This is a genomic window from Dyella sp. 01L423 (assembly GCF_056399945.1).
In genome coordinates this window covers 1-21,065 of sequence record NZ_JBFTSI010000010.1, presented here as the reverse complement: position 1 = coordinate 21,065, position 21,065 = coordinate 1, and the positions used below count along the sequence as shown (strand labels likewise).

The window sequence follows — 21,065 nt, the reverse complement described above, 5'->3', positions numbered from 1 at the left end:
GGGAGAGGCCAATTTATGAAGCGCAAGGTTTTAAGCCAGTGGGTGGGAGCCGTACTAGCCGGTTATGTGCTCATGAACACCCCGGCGGTGGCTGCTGACAACGACGCGCCCGCTCAGGCGCAGTCGGGCGACACGACCGCCAAGAACACTTCCACGCCAGCGCCTACCAAGGACTTGCAGGCCGTGACGGTGACGGCGGAGAAGCGCACGGAAAACCTGCAGAAGGTGCCGGTCGCGGTGGCGGTGGTCAATTCCGATCAGCTCGAAGCGTTTGCCGTTCGCGACTTCAACGATCTCAATCGCGTCGCACCGTCGCTGGTGATCAAGCCGGCGGAGAATCCCGTCAACGCATCGCTGACCATCCGCGGCGTGGGCACCTTCGCGTTCTCCATCGGCGTCGAGCCCAGCGTGGCGGTCGTGGTGGACGATGTTCCGATCGCCTTCCAGCCGCGCGCCTTCACCGATCTGTCGGACATTGCGCAGATCGAAGTGCTGCGCGGCCCGCAGAGCACGCTGTATGGCAAGTCCGCCTCGGCGGGCCTGATCAACATCACCACCTTGCCGCCCTCGGACACGCTCACCGCGGAAGTCAGCGCGCTGGCCACGGGTGATGGCGAGGCGGGCGGCACGGCGGTGTTTTCCGGTCCCATCACCTCGAACCTCGGTTTCCGCAGCAGCTGGAATTACGACAATTTCGGCGGCAACGTGACCAACCTGTACAACGGCAACGACGTCAATGGTCGTCGCACGCTGTCCACGCGCAACAAGCTGGTGTGGGATCCGATCGAGGCGTTGAACGTCACGTTCGGCTTCGATTACATCGATGGCCACACCACCACCGGACGCCCGTTCATTGCCCTGGGTCCGACGGCATATCTGCGCGGCGTCTACGCGCCGCCGGTGTTCGCGCCCGGCGTCACGGCTTATCCGGAAAACACCAATGTCGTGAACAACTACACGACGGGCACCGACTACACCGATACCGCCGGATCGGTGAAGGTGTCCTATGACTTCGGTGGTCCGACGCTCATGTCGATCACCTCGTTGGACAGCTACAAGATGTTCGATCGCCTGGACCAGGACGAGTCGGCGCTCAAGCAGCTCGACAACCGCCAGTTCGGCACCTTCGCCTCGCATCAGACCACGCAGGAATTCCGCCTGCTGTCGCCGGGCGACGATCGCTTCCGCTACACCCTGGGTCTGTTCTACGCGGACGTGAACTACAGCCGCAACTTCGGTCGCGGCCCGTATTACTCGCTGGCCTCCTGGTATGCGACTTCGTACTCCAAGCAGTACGCCGCCTTTGGCCAGGTCGAATATGACCTGCTGCCGGATACCACGTTGATCCTTGGTGGTCGCGAAAGCTACGAAAAGATCGGCTACACCTTCAACGACTACCTCGCCAAGAAGGCCTTCAACGGCAGCAACGGCGACACGTTTGGCACCTACAAGGTCGGCGTGCAGCAGCAGATCAACGACGACATCATGCTGTACTTCACCACGGCCTCGGGCCACAAGGGTGAAACCTACGATCTGTCGACGGGCTTCAACGCGGTGCGTGCTGCCGGCGGTCCGGTGAAGCCGGAAACCTCGACCGACTACGAGCTCGGCTCGCGCATGCAGTTCCTCGATCGACACGTGACCTTGAACACCACGTTGTTCGATACCCACTACAAGGACTTCCAGGCGCAGGGCATCGAGACGCTGTCCGACGGCACCACCAATTACCGCCTGGCCAACGTCGGCAAACTGCATACGCGTGGTATCGAGCTGGAAAGCGGCTATCACGTGAACGAGGACCTGACCCTGGGCGCCTCGGTCACCTACCTCGACGCCAAGATCACCGATTTCCCGTTTGCCCAGTGCTATCCCAACCAGACACTTGCACAGGGCTGCACGGGTACCACGGTGAAGAGCCAGAACCTGGCAGGCTCTCGCCCGCCGCTGGCACCGAAGTGGAAGTTCGCTGCCAACTTCAACTACAGCCATCCGCTGGGTTCGACCGGCTTGCTGGGCGTGGTCGATGGTTCGTATACGTTCCAGAGCGCGGTCAATTACTCGCTCAGCCAGGATCCGCTGACGGTGCAGGGCGGCTACGGCGTGGCCAACTTCTCCATCGGCGTGCGCCAGGAGGCCGATCGCTGGGAAGTGGTGGGCTTCGTCAACAACGCGTTCAACAAGCACTACTACTCGAACCTGACCAACTCCACCAGCAACTACAACAATATGTTGGCGGTGCAGTCCTATCTGCCGCGCGATTTCGAGCGTTACTTCGGCATCCGGGCTACCTACAAGTTCCAGTAATCGAAGCGGCCCGCGATGCGCTCCCACGTGGGGCGCATCGCGGGTAGCCGCGAAAGCGGCAGAGACGCCGTGCCTGGGCGATAGTTCACGCTATCCTCCTATCGGCGGGAAAGATGGAGTGGAACCAGGCGATGAATCCAGTCACTGACGGCAACGTGGTGTGTTTTGGCGAGCTGCTGATGCGCCTCTCGCCGGGTCATAACGAACTATTGCTGCAGTCGCCGAATCTGCGCGTGCATTTCGGTGGCGCGGAAGCAAATGTGGCGGCGTCGCTGGCCATCCTCGGCCACCGCAGCGTCATGGTCAGCACCTTGCCGGACAACGCGCTCGGACATGCGTGCACTGGCGAACTCAAACGCCTGGGCGTGCAGCCGGCCATTCGTCATGTCGACGGCCGCATGGGTCTGTATTTCCTCTCGCCGGGCGCGATGCATCGGCCCGCCGACGTCCTATACGACCGAGCCGACTCTGCGTTTGCCTTGACCCGCAGTGATGCCTACGACTGGCCGGCCCAGCTGGCAGGAGCCAAGTGGCTGCATCTGTCCGGCATCAATCTGGCCTTGGGCCAGGCCACGGCCGATGCGGCATGGGCCGCGGCGCAGGTAGCGCGGGGCAACGAAATTCCCGTGTCGTTCGATTGCAACTATCGCAGCAAGCTGTGGAGCGATCGGGCGGACGATGCACCATCACTGACGCGCAGGATGGCCGCGGAGGCGACGGTGCTGATCGGCAACGATCGCGATATCGCGATGATGCTCGGCGAGACGTTTGCGCAAGAAGACGCCAGCGAACGCTTTGCCGCCGCCGCCGAGCTAGCCTTCACGACGTGGCCGCGTTTGCGTTGGATGATCGCCACCGAGCGGCTTCATCACAGCGCCGATCAACAGGACGTGCGTGGTCTCTGCGCGACACGCGATGGCGTCATGCACACGCGTTGGTGCGCGCTACCGGGCATCGTCGACCGCATTGGCACCGGCGACGCCTTTACGGCAGGTTTCCTGCATCGCCTGCTTTCCGGCGCGACTGAGCACGATGCCCTGGAATTCGCGCTCGCCGCTTTCTGCCTCAAACACTCGGTGTCGGGTGACGTCAACCTGCTTGGCGAGGGCGATATCAGGCATTTCATGGCCGGCGAATCATTCGACGTCCGTCGTTAGGACCTTCGCCGGAACACACCGGCGAACATCCCATACAACGTCCTCACAGATCCGCGTGCACGCTCACGAACGCGCTACGCGGTTCGCCGACAAGTGCACCGGCGCCGTTGGCCGCCACGAAATAACGGCGGTTGGTGAGGTTGCGCAGATTCACGTCCACGCCCCACACCGACGCCTGATACCCGAGCAATCCGTTCCACACCACGGAGGACGGGATGCTGTTGGTGTTGGTGATATCGCTATAGCTCTTGTCCTGGTAGTTCACGCCGCCGCCGATGCGGAAGCCGGGAATGCCCGCGATGGGGAAGCGATAGGTGGTCCACAGGTTGCCGAGAAAATTGGGTGCACCTTGCGGACGATGTCCCACCGAGGTGATGCCCTGCGGATTGTCCGTGATGGTGGCGTCCTGGCTGGTGACATTGGCGAGCAGATGCCACTGGTCGGTGAGGGCGGTATCGATGGAAGCTTCCGTGCCACGCGTCTTCTGACTGTCGAACACCACCGCTTCGATGCCATTGATCGTCGTGGCGGCCGCGACGTGGTCGCGCGTCACGTCGAACGCGGCGGTGTTGAGCACGATCCGGTCTTCGAGCCAGGCGAACTTGATGCCGGCTTCGTATTGCAGCGCGGATTCCGGCGCGCCGACGCCGTTCTGCGTGTTCTCGGAATTGAAGTTGGCGAGGTGGCTGCGCGACACGCCGACATAAGGCGACATCCACGAGAACAGCTTGTAGAGCGCGCCGATATTCCAGCTCAGCGGCGCGTCGTTGCGGGAGTCTTCCACGCCGGCCAGCAGCGGCTTGCCGTCCGTGCCAGAGCGGCCCGGCACGGTGATGCGCGGCGTCAGCGAGGTATCCCACCAGTCCTGGCGCACGCCGGCGCGCACTTTGAACGCATCGGTGACATCGACCTGGTCGGTGGCGTAGATGCCGTAGTAGTTCGCACGCAGACGGTCGTCATCGCAGGAGTGCTTGGCATCGCATTTGAACGTCACGTCGGCCAGCGAGGTTTCCGGCGGCACCGGCGCAAACGCATCGACGATATTGGGCAGGTCGGCCGTGCTGCGCTCGGTCGACAGGCGCTGATTCTGATATTCGAAACCGGTGAGCAAGGTGTGGCGCACATCGCCAGTGGCGAATCGCCAGATCGGTTCAAACTGATAGTCGACGCTGTCGTTGTCATCGTCCTGCTGGCGCAGCTGGCGATTCACGACCTCGCCATTGGTCACCTTGGTGCTGGAGCTATCGCCGTTGACTACGGCATCCAGCGTGCGGTGCAGATAGGAAAGGCGATTGTTGATCGTCAGCACATCGCTCACCGCCCACTGGTCGGACAGCGTCGGCCGCACGAAGTCCGAATGCGCGCTGGTGAACGGCGAGGAATACAGCGCATTGATCGACACATGCCGCAGCGGCTGGCCGTCGAAATAAATGATGCCGTACGAGTCGGGCGTTTCATGGATATTGCGCGCATCCAGCGCAAAGTCGGTGATGTGATCGCTCCACAGCCAGCGCAAGGCGGGACGCACCTCGTAGTCGTGGCTGTGCAGGTCGCGGAAGCCGTCCACATGGGAGAAGGTGGCGTCGACGCGATAGTCCAGACCGTTCACGCCGGTGGGGCCGGTGACGTAGTCGCTGTTGGTGATCGAGCCGAATGAGCCGTACTGCAGGCTGCCGCCGTAGTGGAAAGTGGCGGCAGGCGCGTAGTGCACGATGTTGATGGTGCCACCCGGCGGGCCGCTGCCGAACAACGCCGAGCCCGGACCTTCGAGGATCTCTACCCGCTCCACGCCGTTGAGCGAATGCGACAGCCCACTGAGCTGATCGCCATCGGAGAAACCATCGCTGTAGATCTGCGCGTTGAGGCCGCGTATCAGGAAGTGATCGAAGTAGCCCTTGGAATCCTGACCGCCGGCATTGATGCCGCTGGCGTTCGCGACCACGTCGCGCAGCATGGTGGCGCCTTGCTCGGCCATCAGGGCGCGCGGAATCACCTGCACGCTGGCCGGCAGGTCCTCGAGTTTGGTGCCGGTCTTGCCCAGCGATGGCGCGAGATCCGGGTTACTCGTGCGGTCGCTCTGGTCGTACACGCCATGCACCGAGACGGGCGTGAGCGTCACGGCGGCATCCTGCGCCCCTGCCGTGGAGGCGAGCAGGCTGGCGCTCATCAGCAGGGCGATATGGACACCATGGCTTAAATGCTGGCGCCGGAGCGGGCGCGCAAGATGGGAAGAACAGCGATCCTGTACGTGTGGCATGGGGTTCCCTCGGCGGCGAGACGATCCTCAGCTGGAAGTAACTGAGAATCACTTTCATTTGTGTTTGCGCCGTGAGTGCCAGCCGTCGAGGTTTTGGTTTAAACGCAAATAACTGCGTTTTCCGCAGGATTCTTCAAGCGCCTGCCGCGTGCCCGGCAACCCGATTCGCGGATGCCGGGCACGCGGCAGGCAACTCACACGTGCATCGCCGTGGATGCGCGTGATCAGCCATTAGCCGGTCGCGCGGGATTGGGCCTCGCGCAGTTTCTCCGCGCATTCTTCGCAACACACTTCCACGGTGCGATGGCCGACGGTCACTTTGATGGCGTTGTCGTCCAGCGGGTAGTCGCAGGCGGCGCAGGTCTTCTCACTCATGGCAGGTCTCCGGATGTCACCCAACGGTGGGCAGGTTCAGGAGACCACGCGCGTGCCAGCAGCCGCTGTCGAATTCTTTAGCCGTCGACAGCGAAAAACCTCGAGGGAGCCAATTTCGGATTCGTCCTATGTTGATGGCTACGCGAGCTTCCTAAGCTGCACAGGACCCGATTCGCGCTGACATTTCCCCATGCAATTCATCGAAGCCAACAGCCGTCCCTGCGCTGCATACAACGAACGAGCGATGCGTGCCTGGGCACGCGTGAGCGGCGCCGTGTTCGCCTTGGCCACGCTGCTGAGCATGGCGTATTCAGCCGATTGGAAACTCGGCATGATGGCGATGGATCCGCTCGTATGGATGATGACCCTCGTTGCGCTGGCGGCCGGGCTGGTGTCGGGCTACGCGCTCGGCGTGCACGTACACGCACATCCAGGCGAGTGATCGTCAGGCGGGGCGCGCGGCCTGGCGGAACGCGTTAGGCGAGCGGCCGTAGGCCTGGCGGAATGCGTTGGTGAAATGGCTGTGGCTGGAGAAACCCAGCTCCGCCGCGAGCGCGGAAAGATCCTCCACCTTGCCCAGCAGATCGAGCGCGCGCGCCAGTCGCAACTGCAACTGGTAGCGATACAACGGCACGCCCTCCACCTGTTTGAACACCTGGGTGAGATAGACGGGCGAACTGCCGATCTCCCCACCGATCTCGGCCAGTGTCCAGCGGCGCGACAAATCGCTGGCCAGCAGCATCTTCACGCGATCAGCCAGACGCCGCCGCGCATGCGTCGAGGTTGGCGTGCGCGATGTGCGCGGGCCCAGGCTTCGGCACACCAGCGTGAGCGTGAGCGCTTCGGCTTCCAGCGGTTCGATGCCGCCGTGGTCGAGGCTGTGGCGCAGTAGCGCCACCAACGCTTGCGCACGTGCATCGATGCGTTGCGACTGCGCGCGGAAAACGGTGCCTTCGCCCGTGTGGACCAATGCCCTGGGCGCCAGCTCGGCCAGCAACGCGGGGGCGATGGCCAACGAAAGACAGGCATCGCCGCCGTCCAGCGGATGACTCACCTGATACCCCTGCTGCGCGTTGAAGAACAACACGTGATTGGCATCGGCCACCGTCTGGTCGGAGGCCACATGACGCAGATAGAGCCCGCGATAGGGAAACACCAGCTGGGTCGAGGCGGCACATTCTTCCGCGCTGCGATGGCGGCAGGTGCCGCTGCAGTGCACGTCGCGCAGCGTCAACGTTTCCGTCGACAGCAGAACCTGGCTGGAGAAACTCGACATGATCGGGCCGGCAGCACTTGTCCGGAGGTAGAGGGAGCATAACAAGGCGCCGCGCCCCCTTCCTGTGCCAAGGGTCGGTAGCTAAAGATTCTGACAGCGGGCCTGCGCGGCGAATGGTCTCCTAGTCAGGCCCGATGGCGGGCTTCCCCAGGTCATCACGATGAATCACGATCAGACAACCCTAGCCCAGGCCTTCCACCAGCTGCACGCCGGCGCCGAACCGCTGATGTTGCCCAACGCCTGGGACGTTGCAAGCGCACGCGTCATAGAAAACGCCGGCGCCAAGGCCGTCGCCACCAGCAGCGCCGCGATGGCGTGGGCGCTGGGCTATCCCGATGGCGAGCAGATGCCGTTGGACGAACTGCTTGGCGCGTGCCGCCGCATTGCCGAGGCGATCTCGGTGCCGTTGAGCGTCGATATCGAGCGCGGTTACGGGGTCGACGCCGAAGAAACCGGCGGCCTGGTCGGCGCCTTGCTGCAACTGGGCGTGGTCGGCATCAATATCGAGGACGGCAAGGATCCGGCGACGGGCCAGCTCGCCGACTCGCGCCTGCTGGTACAGCGCATCGCCTGCATCCGTGCCGTGGCCGAGCATCGCGGCGTCGGGCTGTTCATCAACGCACGCACCGATACCTATCTGGCCAAGGAGTTGTCGGGCGAGGCGCGCTTCGAGGAAACGCTCAAGCGGGCGCTGGCGTATGTGCAGGCTGGCGCGAACGGCATCTTCGTTCCCGGGCTCGCCGACGCCGGCGAAATCCGCCGGCTAGCCGCGCTGCTGCCGGTACCGCTGAATGTCTATGCGGGTTACCCGGGGGCACCCGACGCAGCGACCTTGCGAGGCTTGGGTGTGCGTCGCATCAGCCTGGGCTGCGGCACCATGCAGGCGGTGCTCGCGCATCTGGCCCGCATCGCGCAGGAAGCGCTGGTCGAAGGTCGCTATGACACCATGAGCGATCACATGCTTTCGGTGGGCGAGGCAAATGGTTTGTTCGCGCCATCCTCGCCACGCGAGGTTGCGCAACAGCGTCGACTCGCCTGAGTTCAAAGCAGGCGGCGAAGCCTCCTATGCGAAGCGCCCGCCATGAAGGCGGGCGTTCTGCTTGGTGCGACGCATGGGCTTACCAGTGGTTGCGATTGGCCGCATCGGCGGCCAGACGCAGCTCTTCGTCGGCCTGGGTCAGCAGCGCCTTGGCGCGGGCGGCGTGGCCGCCGAGGCGATCGTCGTTGTCGATCTGTGCGTCGCTGACGAGCTGCCAGGCCTGCACGATGTTCTGCTGGGCGTTGCGCAGATTGCCGTGGCGATAGCCGATGTCGACCACCGGGCCGCCTTCCTGCGCCATGCTGGCGAACGGCAGGGCCAGCGAGGTGGCCAAAACGATACCCGTGATCAGTGCCTTGGTGTTCATGACGTGCCTCCGGAGAGTATGAGTGGATGTCTTCATGCAGAGTGGTTCAGTGCATGGGGGAAATGCTCCTCCGAAGGCGTCCGGGCTGCTTTCCGATCTGCATGGCCTTTTCCAAATGCCACGGTCGGCGCGGCCAAATCGCTTGCTGCTATCGTTTGAGGGCACGCCGGCCTCGACCAAGCATGTGAAGGCCGCATGATCGATGAAACCTGGGAGACGGCCGCGCAAGCGCCGCATGGGACGTGACGATGCTTCAGAGAGCGGCCATGAAACGCGCCGGGCAGGGCGGACCATCGATGACACGCGCATCGATGGTGATTGCCGCGCTATCGACCATCGTGGAGTGGTACGACTTCACGCTTTATCTGTATTTCGCCACGGTGTTGTCGCGTGTGTTCTTCGGCGGCGGTGGCAATTCACTGCTGGCGACGCTGGCGGGTTTCGCCATCGCCTATGCGATGCGGCCGTTGGGTGCGCTGGTGTTCGGCATCATTGGCGACAAACTGGGACGACGCCATACGCTGCTGCTGTCGATGGCGCTGATGACGGTGGCGATGCTGGTCACGGCGTTGTTGCCGGACTTCCAGCGCATCGGCATGGCAGCCGGGTACTTGTTGCTGCTGTTGCGCTGTCTGATGGCGTTCTCGGTAGGCGGCGAGTACACGGGTGTGGTCGCGTATCTGCTCGAGGGCGCGGACAAGCATCACCGTGGGCTGATCACATCGCTGGCTTCCGCGGCGAGCGAAATCGGGGCCTTGCTTGCCGTAGGTGTGGCCGCGCTCACCGTGGGCTTGATGAGTCGCCAGAATCTCGATGCATGGGGTTGGCGTATTCCTTTCTTCATCGGCGCGGCGCTGGCGGCGAGCATCTGGGTCGCACGCTCAGCCATGCAGGAATCGCCCGATTTCGAGCGGCAGAAAGCGCGCGGCACCGTGCCGGTATCGCCGGTGCGCGACACGCTGGCCCATCACCGTCCCGCCATTGCCAGGACATTTGCAATCTCGGCGCTAGGTTCCATCACTTACTACGTGGGCATCACCTATGTGCCTACTTTTCTGAGTTCGACCGGTGCGATAGGCGAGAGCACCTCGCTCGCGCTGTCGACCATCGCGGCGGTCGCCGTCATCCTTGTCACGCCCTGGGCCGGATCGCTTTCCGATCGCCTTGGCCGCAAGCCGGTGTTGGTCGTGCTCGCCTTGCTCTGCGCGGCGCTGCCTTCGGCGATGTTCGCGTTGATGGCGCATGGTTCGCTGTGGCACGTGGTGTTTGCGGCGGTGGTGCTCGCCTGCGTTGCCGGTGGCGTGAGTGCCGTGGCTGCATCGGCGACCGCAGAGCAATTTCCGGGTGAGGGGCGCCTGAGCGGTCTAGCGCTGGGCGTCACCATGGCCACGGCGATCTTTGGTGGCGTGACGCCGTTTCTGGCCGAGCTGCTGGTCAAGATGACGGGGTGGGCGGCGGTGCCTGGGGTGATGATTGCGGTGATCGCCTTGGCGGTGTTGCCGGTGTTGATGACGATGCCGGAGACGCGGCCGCGGGCTTGAGGCGGCGTCACCTTTTCTGGCTTGTTAGGCGCGTCATCCCCGCGAGGGTCGACTTTTGATCGTCATCCCGGAGCAGTCCGGGATCCAGAGCCTCGGTATCCGGTTGTCGCGCTATCGCGATCTGGCTCGCCTGCCGCGGGCTTCCGTGCCGCTGCCGCGGCCCGGGTCACTTTCTCTTGCTTGCCCGAGAGAAAGTCACCAAAGAGAAGGTCCCCCAGGGCCAGAGCCACATCAAGCGTCGAACCACCACGGCTTTGCCCGGCGGCTGCTTGTTGTAGGAGCGCACTTGTGCGCGACCAGCCGACGGAGCGGTACGGCCACGCGCCGCGGGCGCGCACAAGTGAGCTCCTACAGAGGAGGGGACGCCGCTCGCACCCCACAAAAAAAGGCCGGAGCCCCTTGCGGAGCCCCGGCAACGTGTTGCGGGGAGTGTTACAGGTTGAGGTGTTGCTTAGAACGTCTGGTTGTACTGCAGGTAGATGTAGCGACCCAGGTCCAGCGTCGGATCGACCGAGCCGGAGGAGTTGAAGCCCAGCACGTAGGCGTTGACGGTGTTCGGCGCGTGCTTGTCGAAGATGTCACGCATACCGAACGCGATCGTGCCCTTCCACGGCAGGGTGTAACGGACCTGCGCATCGTTGAACACCGTGGCGCCCATGCGGTCCGCGCCGGTGCCGTAGCCCCAGTTCACGCTGGTGTAGTTGGGCTTGTTGCAGTGGATCGTGTCGCTGAAGCACTGGTCGAGGAACGCGCCGTAGTAGCGGATGCCCCAGGTAGCGCCCCAGTTGCCCAGGTTCCAGTCCAGGCCCAGGTTGGCGCGCCAGTGGTTGTAGCCGTACTGGCCGGCGTAGTTGATCACCGGTGCATTGGTGGCGCTCACCTGGTTCCAGTCGTCGAGGTAATTCACGTTCATGTTGAACACGAACTTGCCGAACGAGAACGCGGGCAGGCGATAGTTGACGCCCATGTTGTAGCCACTGGTTTCGATCCAGCCCAGGTTGGCGTTGCCGCGATTGAGGTTGATCACCTGGCCGTTCGCATCACGCTGGAAGGCCGAGCAGAACTCCTGCACCGAGTACTGATAGCACTGGTCCAGCACGAAGTTGGCATCGATCGGCGTGATGACGTTGGTGATCTTGATGTCGTAGTAGTCCAGCGTCATGTCCAGGCCGTCCACATAGTGCGGGCTGTACACGAGGCCGAGCGTACGGGTGGTGCTGTGTTCCGGCTGCAGGAACTGGTTGCCGGCGCCGGCAACGAACGGCGTGGTGCCCTGCTGGTTCGGACCCTTGACCGGATTGCCAGCCGTATCCAACTGATGGAAGTTGGTCGGCGACAGGCCGGCGGCCGCGCAGTTCTTGGCCACGGACGGGTTGCTGAGGCTGCCGAAGTTGACGTCGCAGGGATCGGTGTACTGATCGAAGGTCTGCGAACCGCCGCCGAACAGGTCGCCCAGCGTCGGCGCACGGAAGCCCTTGGCGAACGTGCCGCGCACCATCAGGTCGTCAAACGGCGACCAGGTGAAGCTGTACTTGTTGTTTACCGTGCTGCCGAAGTTGCTGTAGTGCGAGTAGCGGCTGGCCACATCCAACGCGAGCGACTTGGCGCCCGGCAGATCCTTCAGCAGCGGCGCATTGAGCTCGAGGTAGGCTTCGTTGGTGTTGTACGAACCATTGGTCGGGCCGGCGGCAAGGTCGGTGGTGTAACCGGCGCTGGCCATTTCGTCAGGCTCGTCGTAACCGCTGACGCCGCGATGTTCGATGCCGGCTGCCACGCTGAAGGTGCCGCCCGGCAGTTCGAACAAGCCGCCCGTGATGTTGGCGGTGAAGTCCTTGTTGATGCTCTGATCCGTGGCGTGCTCGCGCGCCATGATGTAGTTCAGCACTTCCTTGTTGCTGGCGCTCGGGCCGCCGAGGATGTTGAACGGCGTGCACTGGTTGAGGGCGATCGGGTTGGCGGCGGTACCGCACTGCACGACGCCGCTGGCATTGAGGAACGACGGACCCAATGCCTGCTGCAGGTTCAGCAGGTTGATGTTGCCGGTATTGGTGGTGTCGACGTCGTACTTGTTGTAGCCGAAGCCAGCGTCCCAGTTCCACGAATGGTTGAGGAAGTCGAAGCTGCCTTCAAAGCCGGCATCGAAATGCAGCGACTTGGCGCTTTCGCTGCTGACGCGCGGCAGCTCGGTGATGCGGCGTGAGAACGACAGGTCGCGGTACTCTTCCTCGCCCGGGCCGGGAGCCGGGTAGACGCGCGAAATCGGGTTGTAGTAACTCTGTGCACTCAGGTACACCGGGAAGTTCGGCTGGCTGGTGCTGGTGAGCGGATAACCGGCGACCTGGGTCGACGAGTTGCGCTCGGCGTACATGCCGGTCGCCTTGAACGTCACGTTGTCCGAAACGTTGTAGCTGCCTTCGGTGAAGATGGACTTCAGCTCGGTCGGCAGCTGCTCCATCATCTGGTTGGTGGCGTTGAAGTAGTCGTTCGGCTGTACGGCGAGGGCCGGGTCCGCGTTGAAGTGATAATTGCCCAGCTGAGTCGCGTCCGCGCCCGTGCCGATATGGTTCGGATCACCGGTGTGATTGAGGACGTAGTTGTTGCCTTCGAAGGTGAAGCGACCCCACGGGCCCGTGCCGCTGTAGCCGGCCGTACGGTCGAAATCGCCATAGGTGTACTTGGTGAAGTCACGATCCTTCGCCCAGATGGCGCTGGTCTTGTTGTAAGTCGCGGCAAACACGATCGAAGACTTGTCCGTGGTGTTTCCCACGGTGAACGAGTAAGCCTGCTGCGTGCCGTCGTTGTTTCCGCCTTCATTCTGGCCGACCGAACCGCTCACGGCAGCGCCGTTGAAGCGATCCTTGAGAATGATGTTGACCACGCCGGCGATAGCGTCGGAGCCGTAGATCGAAGAGGCGCCGTCCTTGAGGATTTCGATGCGATCGATCAGCGCCACCGGGATGGTGGACACGTCGGTGTAGCCATTGAGGCTGGTCATCCAGCGCTTGCCGTTCACCAGCACCAGCGTGCGGTTTTCGCCGAGGTTGTACAGGTTGACGTACTGGCCGCCTTCCTCGGTGTTGCTGGTCAGCACGGCGGCCTTGGAGAAGGTCGGCTGGCCGGTGATGGTGAGGTTTTGCAGGATGTCGCCGACGCTGGTAAGGCCGGTCTTCTGGATGTCGGCCTGCGTCATGGTGATGACGGGCTGTGCGGTTTCCACGTCCACGCTGCGGATGCGCGAACCGGTGACCGTGATGGTTTCGAGCTTCTTGGCCGAATCCGGCGTGGCGTTGTTGCTGCCGGTGTCCTGCGCGAATGCGCTACCTGCGGCGGCCAGGGCACCTACGGCCAGGCCCAGCCGGATAGCGGTGGCCAGCTTGCTGTTTCCAAAATGCTTCACGTTTTGACTCCCCTAACGACGTGATCGAAGAAGGTGGCAAGCCAGGCGTCGTCCTGGCTTTGCTTAGGCGTGCAGGTCCCCGCGGCACTGTCTTGAAGACAGTTCCGTCAGCCTCTGAACCGAGCTCAAAATCGCAGGTCCCCCCTGCCGCCCTTCATCGAACTTAGACAACTGGATCACAAAAAGTCAACGTTTTTTGTCAGCTATGTGTAAGTTTCAGGAAAAACAAATGCTTGGGCAGCTGCTTCGATGGCACTTAGCTGAACGAGAACATGTAAATGCGCCTTCCAAGCCATTTGCTGTCGACTAACTTACAGAAACAGACGGCAGCGTATGGGCGGCTCCGACCGAATGTCGGTCTATAGCTGACGCATAGCTTTCGTTCAATGAATTTTGAATGACTATGGTGGTTATTTATTAGCCAATTTCCGGGCGATTGGGCAGGCGATCTCATTAAGCCCTTTGAGCCGGGTGCGGATCGGAGACCCGTGCACTAAGGAGGGGGCGAATGCGCAGTTCGGCGCGCATGCCTGGAACCCTGCCGACGAACCCAGCCCCCGGCGTTGAAGTCATCCGCCGGCCGGGACCGGCCGTTAGATCATCGCCACGATGAAGTCGAGCCAACGCATGGCGCTGGCGAAGCGGCAAGCGGGTGGTGCTAAGTTGCGCCATCTTCCAACCACCCACCGGAGCCTTTCATGTCTCGCGCCCCTTCCGCCGCGTCTGCGGCTGCTATGCGTCGCAGGTTTTCGCGGCTTGCTCTGGCCGTGGCATGCGCGCTGGGCGCGAGCGTCGCGGTGGCCGAGCAGACGCGTACCGACGACGTGCCCGCGCCGCAGGACAGCAAGTATCCAGGCACGGTGACGCTGCACGTGGATGCGAGCGACACCACGCAAGGCATCTTCCGCGTGCACGAAAGCATGCCGGTGAAAGCCGGTGCGTTGACGCTGCTGTATCCGCAATGGATTCCCGGCGACCACTCGCCGACCGGTCCGATCAACATGCTCGCCGGCCTCAAGCTCAGCGCCAACGGCAAGCCGATCATGTGGAAGCGCGACAAGTACAACGTCTACGCTTTCCATCTTGATGTGCCCGAGGGTGTGTCCTCGCTCGATGTGGATTTCCAGTATCTCTCCGGCCGTACCGACAGCGAAGGTTTCGAGATCACCGACCGCATGATGGACATGGAATGGAGCAAGGTATCGCTCTATCCGGCCGGCTATTACACGCGCGGCATCACCTATGCGCCCAGCGTGACGCTGCCCAAGGGATGGCAGCTGGGCACGGCGCTGGAAACCGCGTCGAAGTCCGGTGATACCGTCACCTTCAAGCCGGTGACCTTCAACAACCTGGTCGATTCGCCGATCTATGCGGGCAAGTACTTCAAGCGCGTCGACCTCACCCAGGCCGGTGATGCGCCGGTGTACTTGGACGTGTTTGCGGACGCGCCGAAATACCTGGAAATGTCGCCGGAACAAGTGAAGGTGCACCGCGCGCTGGTCACCCAGGCGCTGAAGCTGTTTGGTTCGCATCACTACGACCACTACGACTTCCTGTTCTCGCTGTCGGACACGCTCGGTGGCAACGGCACGGAACATCACCAGTCCAGCGAAGACGGCCTCGACGCTGACTACTTCACTGCATGGAACGATGCCGCGCCCGATCGCGACCTGCTCGCGCACGAATACGCGCATTCGTGGAACGGCAAGTTCCGCCGACCGGACGATCTGTGGACGCCGAACTTCAACGTGCCCATGGGCGACTCGCTGCTGTGGGTTTACGAAGGGCAGACCCAATACTGGGGCTACGTGCTGACCGCGCGTTCGGGCATGTGGTCGGCGCAGCAATTCCGCGATGCGCTGGCCATGACGGCCGCCAACTACGAACGCAACCGCGTCGGTTTCCAGTGGCGCACGCTGGAAGACACCACCAACGACCCCACCGCCGCGCGTCGCTCCGGCCTACCGTTCCGCAGCTGGCAGATGAGCGAGGAGTACTACAGCGGCGGCCAGATGATGTGGCTGGAAGTGGACGCCAAGCTGCGCGCCCTCACGCAGGATCACAAATCGCTGGACGATTTTGCCCGCGCCTTCTTCGGCGTCGACAACGGCAGCTACGTCACCAAGACCTATACTTTCGACGACGTGGTCGCCGCGCTCAATGGCGTGGCGCCGTACGACTGGGCGACCTTCCTGCGCGCGCACGTGGACACGCTCAATCCGCCGCTGCAGGACGGCCTGGCGGCCTCCGGATGGAAGCTTGTCTATACCGACAAGGAAAGCGATTACGAGGCGCAATACAACAGCCGCTCGCAGCCCTCGCGCCACCTCTACAACTTCGCCTGGTCCATCGGCCTCACCATCAACGACAAGGGCGAGGTCAACGACGTGCGCTGGAACGGCCCCGCCTTCAAGGCCGGTGTGAGCACCGGCGCCACCGTCGTGGCCGTGAACGGGCAGGACTATTCAAAGGACCTGCTGAAAGACGCCATCACCGCCGCGAAGGGCAGCAAGACACCGATCCAGCTGCTGCTGAAATACCAGGGCGACTACCGCAACGTCGCCCTCGACTACCACGACGGCTTGCAATACCCGCACCTCGTGCGCATCGAAGGCAAGCCCGATTACCTCAGCGAAATCATCGCGCCCCGCAAGTAAGCAACGAGGGGCGTCTGGACGGCCAGACGCCCTCGCCTCGCATCGACACGCCATTCGGAGGTGCCCGTTGGCCAAGATCAAGCTTGCCTGCGAGCGTGGACGCTCGATCGAACTGGATACCGAGCGCACCGCGCTGGGCTGCATCGATTTCCAAGCGGATTTCGTCTTGCCAGAGGGCCGCGCGGGTTCACTGGGCTTGCCCATCGAGCCACTGGTGGCGGCGATACCGGCTGCACAAAGAGCCCTGTCCGCGGCGCGAGACGCCGGCATGCTCGTGTTCTTTACCCGCGAGTGCTACGCGCCCGATCTGTCCGACCTCAATCAGTTCCGCCGTCAGAACGACCTGGCCATCGGTTCGCCAGGGCCGCTGGGACGCTTCCTGGTGAAGGGCGAGCGAGGGACGGAGATCATTGCCGACTTACGTCCCGCGGATCGGGAGCCCGTGATCGACAAGGCGGGCTTCAGCGCCTTCCACCAAACGACGTTGGATACCGTGTTGCGCGTGCGTGGCATCGATACGCTGCTGCTCATGGGCTATACCACGCAATGCTGCGTCGCCTCGACGCTGCGCCAGGCTGTCGACCTGGGCTATGCCTGTGTTCTTCTGCAGGACGCCTGCGCGGCTTATGACCAGGCTGACCACGAGGCTACCGTACGCGTCATGTATAGCGAGGGCGACAACTTTGGATGGGTAAGTGATACCGAGCGGTTAGCCATCGCATCGCGCTCCATCGAGCACTGAGCGAAAAGCGCCCTGCAGGCAATGGCGAGGATATCGTCCGTTTCCTACGCCATAGTCTGGAGTCCCGCTTCGGGCCTGACGGCCGCTTATCAGAACCAAGGCGGACACGGCGTCGGTGGCGTGGCAACCTATGGCAAGCTTTCGCACACAAGGAGGGTGTAGTGAATGACCATCGCCCGGGACGTAACCAGTTCAACCTGAGCGGACTCCTCGGGTTTATCGCGTTCTGCACCGTCCTCGGTGTCCTGATCTCATTTCACTCTCGAAATATCGATAGGATCAGCGCGTTTATCTTTCTCGGCTTTCGTCTTGCATCCGGGATTCTGTTGATATGGATCGTCTGGTCCTCGCGTCTGCGTGGCGGGGCCAAGGTCCGAAGCATTCCCAGCTGGTACCGGAAATGGTTTCTCGGCGGGGACGATCGACCGCCAAGCTAAACCGCTAGCGGGGTAAATGCAGGTCGGCTTTCGCAGTCATGTTCAACGCGGCAAGCGCCATAACCATGCCCTACATTTGACAAGGATTTCCTATGTATCAGCTCAAGACCGTTGCTTTTCTTGGTGCCCTGATGGTTTGCACCAGCACGTACGCCAGTGACACCACTGCCCCCGCGCCTGCAGGGCCCGCGGCGACTTTCGAGGTGCCCGCTTGCAATGCCGAAGCGGCGATTGCCAGGTTCGAACTGAAGGTGGTACAGGACGGCAGGACCGAGGCCGACCTCATCGCGAGTCCCGCCATCTGCGGCCCCGGCTCCCGCGTCGGCGTCCACCATATTCCTTCCTCCTCGTTTGACAGTCGCCAGATTGACGCCTCGAACGCGTTGGACGTCGAGTTCTCGATCGAACGAGTAGGTCACCAGGGTGGTTCATTCCTGGTGTCCGTTGAAACCAGGCGCCTGGACACCTCCCATCCGATCCAGTCAGCTCCCGGCATGTCGACCGCCAACCTGGCGACGCGCTCCTGGAGTGGCGTGGTGTCTCTGAAGCCGGGGGAAGAGCTGACGATTCTGAAAGATGGCGGGCAAGTCGCGACGATGCGCCGCGTCCAGTGAGTCTGAATCGGGCCCAGGCGACTGGGCTCCTTTGACGATGAGCTGAAGTCCAATTCATTCGATGACGAAGCACGCCCGCTTCCGAACCGAAGCCGATCGTGTTTACCGGAGGGCCGCATATGGAACGTGTCTTGCCAACATTGGCCAAACTGACCATCGTCTTCGTAGCCTCCGGCGGTGCGCTGGTGTTCGGCACGATATGCGTGTCGCTGGTTGTCGCTCGCTATGCCGACTCCATACGTCCACCCGTCATGGCGAAGTTGAAGGATGCGTCTAGAGTGGCTTACGCCATCGCTGCCTGCATGTTCGCCACTGGATTTCTGGGATCGCTACTCGTAGAGATAGGCGTCGGAAGATCTTCCCAGACATCCCGCGCCGGTGGAACGCTGACGGTTCTCGAGGCTGACTCGCCGTTCTTGTTCTGGTCGCTCACGGCCTTCAAGGGTGCCGCTGTGCTTTTTGCCTACTATTTGGCCATCAAAAGCTTCCAGAAGAATCCCACGATTGGTTGATTCAACTGACGGACAGGCTGGGCGCATGGGATCTGCCGACCGTGGATGGTCGACGCTGAAGGCCTGGGGATCTGCGTGCTCGCTTACCAACGAAACGCATAGGGATAGTGCAGATGAATGTTGTACCGCTACTCGCCATCGGAACAGGCTTGGTCGCTGGCACCCTCGTGGCCTATGCGTTCGGTCTCAATCCACGCGTGGTGAATGGCTTCTATGCCTTTGGCGCCGCATTCTTTCTTCTTTCACTGTCACCGCATCGAACGATGGGATTTGCGCTGACCGCTGGTGACTGGGGCGATCAGTGGCGCGATTGGCTCGGCATAGGTGAAAGGCCCGTCGCCACGCATGAGAAGGTCCGCTGGGCGGCACACAAGTCCATCGCGATCCACAGTCTATTTGTGCTTTTGGGCGTGCTTTTCGCTTCCGTGTCCCAGGATCGCCCGGACCAGGTGTTCCGATCCGGCATGACGGGGATGGGCTTTGGCTTCTGGGGTGGGTACTTGGCTGTGATAGGGCGGCGGGGGTAGGGTTTTAGTGTCCGCCTTCGACCCGACGCGGACACTTATATCGAACAGGTTTGATTCTTGTAGCATTCGGCGTAGAGGGACAAACAGGGGAGCTTTGTGATCAAGCATACGGTGGCGCTCGCGATAGCGTCCGTTTTCATGATGTCTGCGATCGCCCAGACCCCACTGCCAGACACCAAAGTCTCGCCCGCGATACGGCAGGCAGTCATAGGCAGTCTCGCTGAGAAGCTATCGGCGAACTATGTGTACCCCGATGTCGCGGCAAGCGTTTCCAGCGGGCTCAAAGAGAAGCTGCGCGCAGGTAACTACGATGGCGATATCACCGCGAAGGCGTTTGCCGATCACTTGGCGAAAGATCTGAGGTCACTGGGCAACGATCGCCATCTCAGGGTCACTTATGACCCTTCATTCCAGGCTCCGCCTGACGATGGACCGCAGACGAAAGCAACGCAAGCTGAGCTTGACGACGAGAGGGCTTGGGTCGATAAGGGCGCCGCCGGTATTGCGAACGTCAGGCGCTTGCCAGGCAATATCGGCTACATCGATCTTCGGGAATTCATGCCGGCCGACTTTGCCGCTCAACGATATGCTTCGGCGATGGAGCTGGTGTCGGGGGCAGGCGGCCTGATCATTGATCTTCGGCAGAACGTTGGAGGAGATCCACACACCGTTGCTCTCTTCCTGAGTTATTTCTTTGCCGAGAACGATGGTAGGCACTTGAACGACATCTACTGGCGCAAGGATGGAACCACAGACCAGTTCTGGACCTTTCCGGTAGTAGGTCCCCGCTATAGCGGACCGGTATATGTGCTGACGTCACCACGCACCTTCTCGGGCGGCGAGGAATGCGCTTATGACTTCCAGACCCAGAAGCGCGCCACCCTTGTTGGCGCGGTGACTGGCGGTGGCGCAAATCCGGGCGGCCCGGTGGCTCTGGTGCATGGGTTCGTCGCGGGAGTGCCTTCGGGGCGAGCGATCAATCCCGTGACAAAGGCCAACTGGGAACATGTCGGCGTAAAACCTGATGTGGTGGTAGCGCCTTCCGACGCACTGAAGGTCGCGTACAAGGCGCTTCTTTCCGAGCAGGTTCGGACGGCCAAAAGCCCAAGACAGAAGGCAAAAGCTGAAGCGATCGCGGCACACATAGACAGCGGCGACTGGGATGCCGCCGATTACACACCGATCAATGCCGACTGACTCAACTGCGTGGTAAGTGTCAGCGGGGTAAGCCGGACATGTCCGCTTTCAACCCGAACCTGGCGCCTTGATTTTCAAAGTCAGCTAAAACTGGAATGCCGGCTAGGGGAGGGATGGTGCGCGCACTAAGGATGGCTTGGCTGCTGAGTGGAGTAGGTTTTTGTTCCATGGCTTTCGCAATGGGCGATCAAAGATTTGCGGAAGATCTGGACCGCAACGCGCCTGCCGAGCGATACAGCGCCATCTTTCGGATGACGCCGCGAGCTGGTGTGACCGAGGCCAATTGCGCGTTTGTCGGCGTCCACCTTATCTACCCTGTAGATCCGGTACAGGTGGAGCTTTCACCGTCGTCCCTATTCATTGCCGATGCGTGCAGGAAGTTGACCGGGGCGAACTGGTTTGCCGGTGAAAACCGTCAGCGAACTGAGACTTTCTATTTTTGCCTGCTTGACATGTCGTCGCCTGATTACGCGTTCTGCGAGAGAAAGTTTGGTGAGTGAGAATATATAGATGCCCGCTTTCGACCCGATATAGGTATTCCGTTCCGCCTTCCATGACACTGGGCGTAGCTGGCAGATCACCGCCAGTGAGGGCGGGACTTGCACCTGCGGGTTACGAATATTTCGACCCAAACATTCGATGTTCGCCGCTTTGGCTTCGATCTCG

General features: G+C 62.0%; 17 protein-coding genes. 11 read left to right on the top strand and 6 right to left on the bottom strand.

What is annotated here, in order from left to right; translation table 11 throughout:
* The first annotated feature begins 15 nt into the window (after positions 1–15).
* Entirely contained in the window at positions 16–2,304 is a 2,289-nt protein-coding gene (locus tag AC1DMY_RS20055) for a TonB-dependent receptor (protein WP_477166616.1), read from the top strand.
* 131 nt (positions 2,305–2,435) lie between these two features.
* Positions 2,436–3,461, top strand: coding sequence for a PfkB family carbohydrate kinase (locus tag AC1DMY_RS20050; RefSeq protein WP_477166615.1), 1,026 nt, complete (start codon positions 2,436–2,438; stop codon positions 3,459–3,461).
* A gap of 43 nt (positions 3,462–3,504) precedes the next feature.
* Here AC1DMY_RS20050 and AC1DMY_RS20045 read toward each other — a convergent pair whose 3' ends face one another.
* Positions 3,505–5,718, bottom strand: a complete 2,214-nt coding sequence (locus tag AC1DMY_RS20045; RefSeq protein ID WP_477166614.1) for a TonB-dependent receptor — start codon at positions 5,716–5,718, stop codon at positions 3,505–3,507.
* A 231-nt stretch (positions 5,719–5,949) separates the two neighbouring features.
* A complete protein-coding gene (locus AC1DMY_RS20040; protein WP_477166613.1) occupies positions 5,950–6,093 on the bottom strand; it encodes a hypothetical protein in 144 nt (47 codons plus the stop codon).
* 190 nt (positions 6,094–6,283) lie between these two features.
* Here AC1DMY_RS20040 and AC1DMY_RS20035 point away from each other — a divergent pair, with 190 nt between their 5' ends.
* The gene (locus AC1DMY_RS20035; RefSeq protein WP_477166612.1) at positions 6,284–6,535 is read left to right on the top strand and encodes a hypothetical protein; all 252 of its coding nucleotides are present in this window, start codon (positions 6,284–6,286) and stop codon (positions 6,533–6,535) included.
* A 3-nt stretch (positions 6,536–6,538) separates the two neighbouring features.
* Here AC1DMY_RS20035 and AC1DMY_RS20030 read toward each other — a convergent pair whose 3' ends face one another.
* Positions 6,539–7,369, bottom strand: coding sequence for a helix-turn-helix domain-containing protein (locus AC1DMY_RS20030; protein WP_477166611.1), 831 nt, complete (start codon positions 7,367–7,369; stop codon positions 6,539–6,541).
* Positions 7,370–7,529: 160 nt separating this feature from the next.
* Here AC1DMY_RS20030 and AC1DMY_RS20025 point away from each other — a divergent pair, with 160 nt between their 5' ends.
* Positions 7,530–8,408 (top strand): isocitrate lyase/PEP mutase family protein, encoded by an 879-nt coding sequence (locus AC1DMY_RS20025; RefSeq protein ID WP_477166610.1) that lies wholly within the window; start codon positions 7,530–7,532, stop codon positions 8,406–8,408.
* Positions 8,409–8,487: 79 nt separating this feature from the next.
* Here AC1DMY_RS20025 and AC1DMY_RS20020 read toward each other — a convergent pair whose 3' ends face one another.
* Positions 8,488–8,775, bottom strand: a complete 288-nt coding sequence (locus AC1DMY_RS20020) for a hypothetical protein (protein WP_477166609.1) — start codon at positions 8,773–8,775, stop codon at positions 8,488–8,490.
* Positions 8,776–9,041: 266 nt separating this feature from the next.
* On the opposite strand from AC1DMY_RS20020, the gene AC1DMY_RS20015 reads away from it, so the two are divergent.
* Positions 9,042–10,316, top strand: a complete 1,275-nt coding sequence (locus AC1DMY_RS20015) for an MFS transporter (protein WP_477166608.1) — start codon at positions 9,042–9,044, stop codon at positions 10,314–10,316.
* 451 nt (positions 10,317–10,767) lie between these two features.
* Here AC1DMY_RS20015 and AC1DMY_RS20010 read toward each other — a convergent pair whose 3' ends face one another.
* Entirely contained in the window at positions 10,768–13,713 is a 2,946-nt protein-coding gene (locus AC1DMY_RS20010; RefSeq protein ID WP_477166607.1) for a TonB-dependent receptor plug domain-containing protein, read from the bottom strand.
* A 734-nt stretch (positions 13,714–14,447) separates the two neighbouring features.
* Between AC1DMY_RS20010 and AC1DMY_RS20005 the strand changes: the two genes are divergently transcribed.
* The 6 genes from AC1DMY_RS20005 (at position 14,448) to AC1DMY_RS19980 (ending at position 20,399) form a co-directional block, all read left to right on the top strand.
* The gene (locus tag AC1DMY_RS20005; protein ID WP_477166606.1) at positions 14,448–16,370 is read left to right on the top strand and encodes a M61 family metallopeptidase; all 1,923 of its coding nucleotides are present in this window, start codon (positions 14,448–14,450) and stop codon (positions 16,368–16,370) included.
* 67 nt (positions 16,371–16,437) lie between these two features.
* Positions 16,438–17,112 (top strand): cysteine hydrolase family protein, encoded by a 675-nt coding sequence (locus AC1DMY_RS20000; protein ID WP_477166605.1) that lies wholly within the window; start codon positions 16,438–16,440, stop codon positions 17,110–17,112.
* A 529-nt stretch (positions 17,113–17,641) separates the two neighbouring features.
* Complete coding sequence (locus AC1DMY_RS19995; RefSeq protein WP_477166604.1) at positions 17,642–18,163, top strand: hypothetical protein; 522 nt, start codon at positions 17,642–17,644, stop codon at positions 18,161–18,163.
* A gap of 119 nt (positions 18,164–18,282) precedes the next feature.
* The gene (locus AC1DMY_RS19990; RefSeq protein ID WP_477166603.1) at positions 18,283–18,675 is read left to right on the top strand and encodes a hypothetical protein; all 393 of its coding nucleotides are present in this window, start codon (positions 18,283–18,285) and stop codon (positions 18,673–18,675) included.
* A 113-nt stretch (positions 18,676–18,788) separates the two neighbouring features.
* Positions 18,789–19,202 carry a hypothetical protein gene (locus AC1DMY_RS19985; RefSeq protein WP_477166602.1) on the top strand — a complete coding sequence of 138 codons (414 nt, stop codon included), beginning with the start codon at positions 18,789–18,791 and terminating at the stop codon, positions 19,200–19,202.
* 96 nt (positions 19,203–19,298) lie between these two features.
* On the top strand, positions 19,299–20,399 hold the full coding sequence (locus AC1DMY_RS19980; RefSeq protein WP_477166601.1) for a S41 family peptidase: 1,101 nt from the start codon (positions 19,299–19,301) through the stop codon (positions 20,397–20,399).
* 353 nt (positions 20,400–20,752) lie between these two features.
* On the opposite strand, the gene AC1DMY_RS19975 is transcribed toward AC1DMY_RS19980, so the two are convergent.
* On the bottom strand, positions 20,753–21,065 hold a 313-nt coding region (locus AC1DMY_RS19975), incomplete at its 5' end, for a hypothetical protein (protein ID WP_477166600.1).

Coding starts and splice junctions, on each gene's coding strand:
- AC1DMY_RS20055 (WP_477166616.1), top strand. CDS start 16: ATGAAGCGCAAGGTTTTAAGCCAGTGGGTGGGAGCCGTACTAGCCGGT.
- AC1DMY_RS20050 (WP_477166615.1), top strand. CDS start 2,436: ATGAATCCAGTCACTGACGGCAACGTGGTGTGTTTTGGCGAGCTGCTG.
- AC1DMY_RS20045 (WP_477166614.1), bottom strand. CDS start 5,718: ATGCCACACGTACAGGATCGCTGTTCTTCCCATCTTGCGCGCCCGCTC.
- AC1DMY_RS20040 (WP_477166613.1), bottom strand. CDS start 6,093: ATGAGTGAGAAGACCTGCGCCGCCTGCGACTACCCGCTGGACGACAAC.
- AC1DMY_RS20035 (WP_477166612.1), top strand. CDS start 6,284: ATGCAATTCATCGAAGCCAACAGCCGTCCCTGCGCTGCATACAACGAA.
- AC1DMY_RS20030 (WP_477166611.1), bottom strand. CDS start 7,369: ATGTCGAGTTTCTCCAGCCAGGTTCTGCTGTCGACGGAAACGTTGACG.
- AC1DMY_RS20025 (WP_477166610.1), top strand. CDS start 7,530: ATGAATCACGATCAGACAACCCTAGCCCAGGCCTTCCACCAGCTGCAC.
- AC1DMY_RS20020 (WP_477166609.1), bottom strand. CDS start 8,775: ATGAACACCAAGGCACTGATCACGGGTATCGTTTTGGCCACCTCGCTG.
- AC1DMY_RS20015 (WP_477166608.1), top strand. CDS start 9,042: ATGAAACGCGCCGGGCAGGGCGGACCATCGATGACACGCGCATCGATG.
- AC1DMY_RS20005 (WP_477166606.1), top strand. CDS start 14,448: ATGCGTCGCAGGTTTTCGCGGCTTGCTCTGGCCGTGGCATGCGCGCTG.
- AC1DMY_RS19995 (WP_477166604.1), top strand. CDS start 17,642: ATGTATCAGCTCAAGACCGTTGCTTTTCTTGGTGCCCTGATGGTTTGC.
- AC1DMY_RS19990 (WP_477166603.1), top strand. CDS start 18,283: ATGGAACGTGTCTTGCCAACATTGGCCAAACTGACCATCGTCTTCGTA.
- AC1DMY_RS19985 (WP_477166602.1), top strand. CDS start 18,789: ATGAATGTTGTACCGCTACTCGCCATCGGAACAGGCTTGGTCGCTGGC.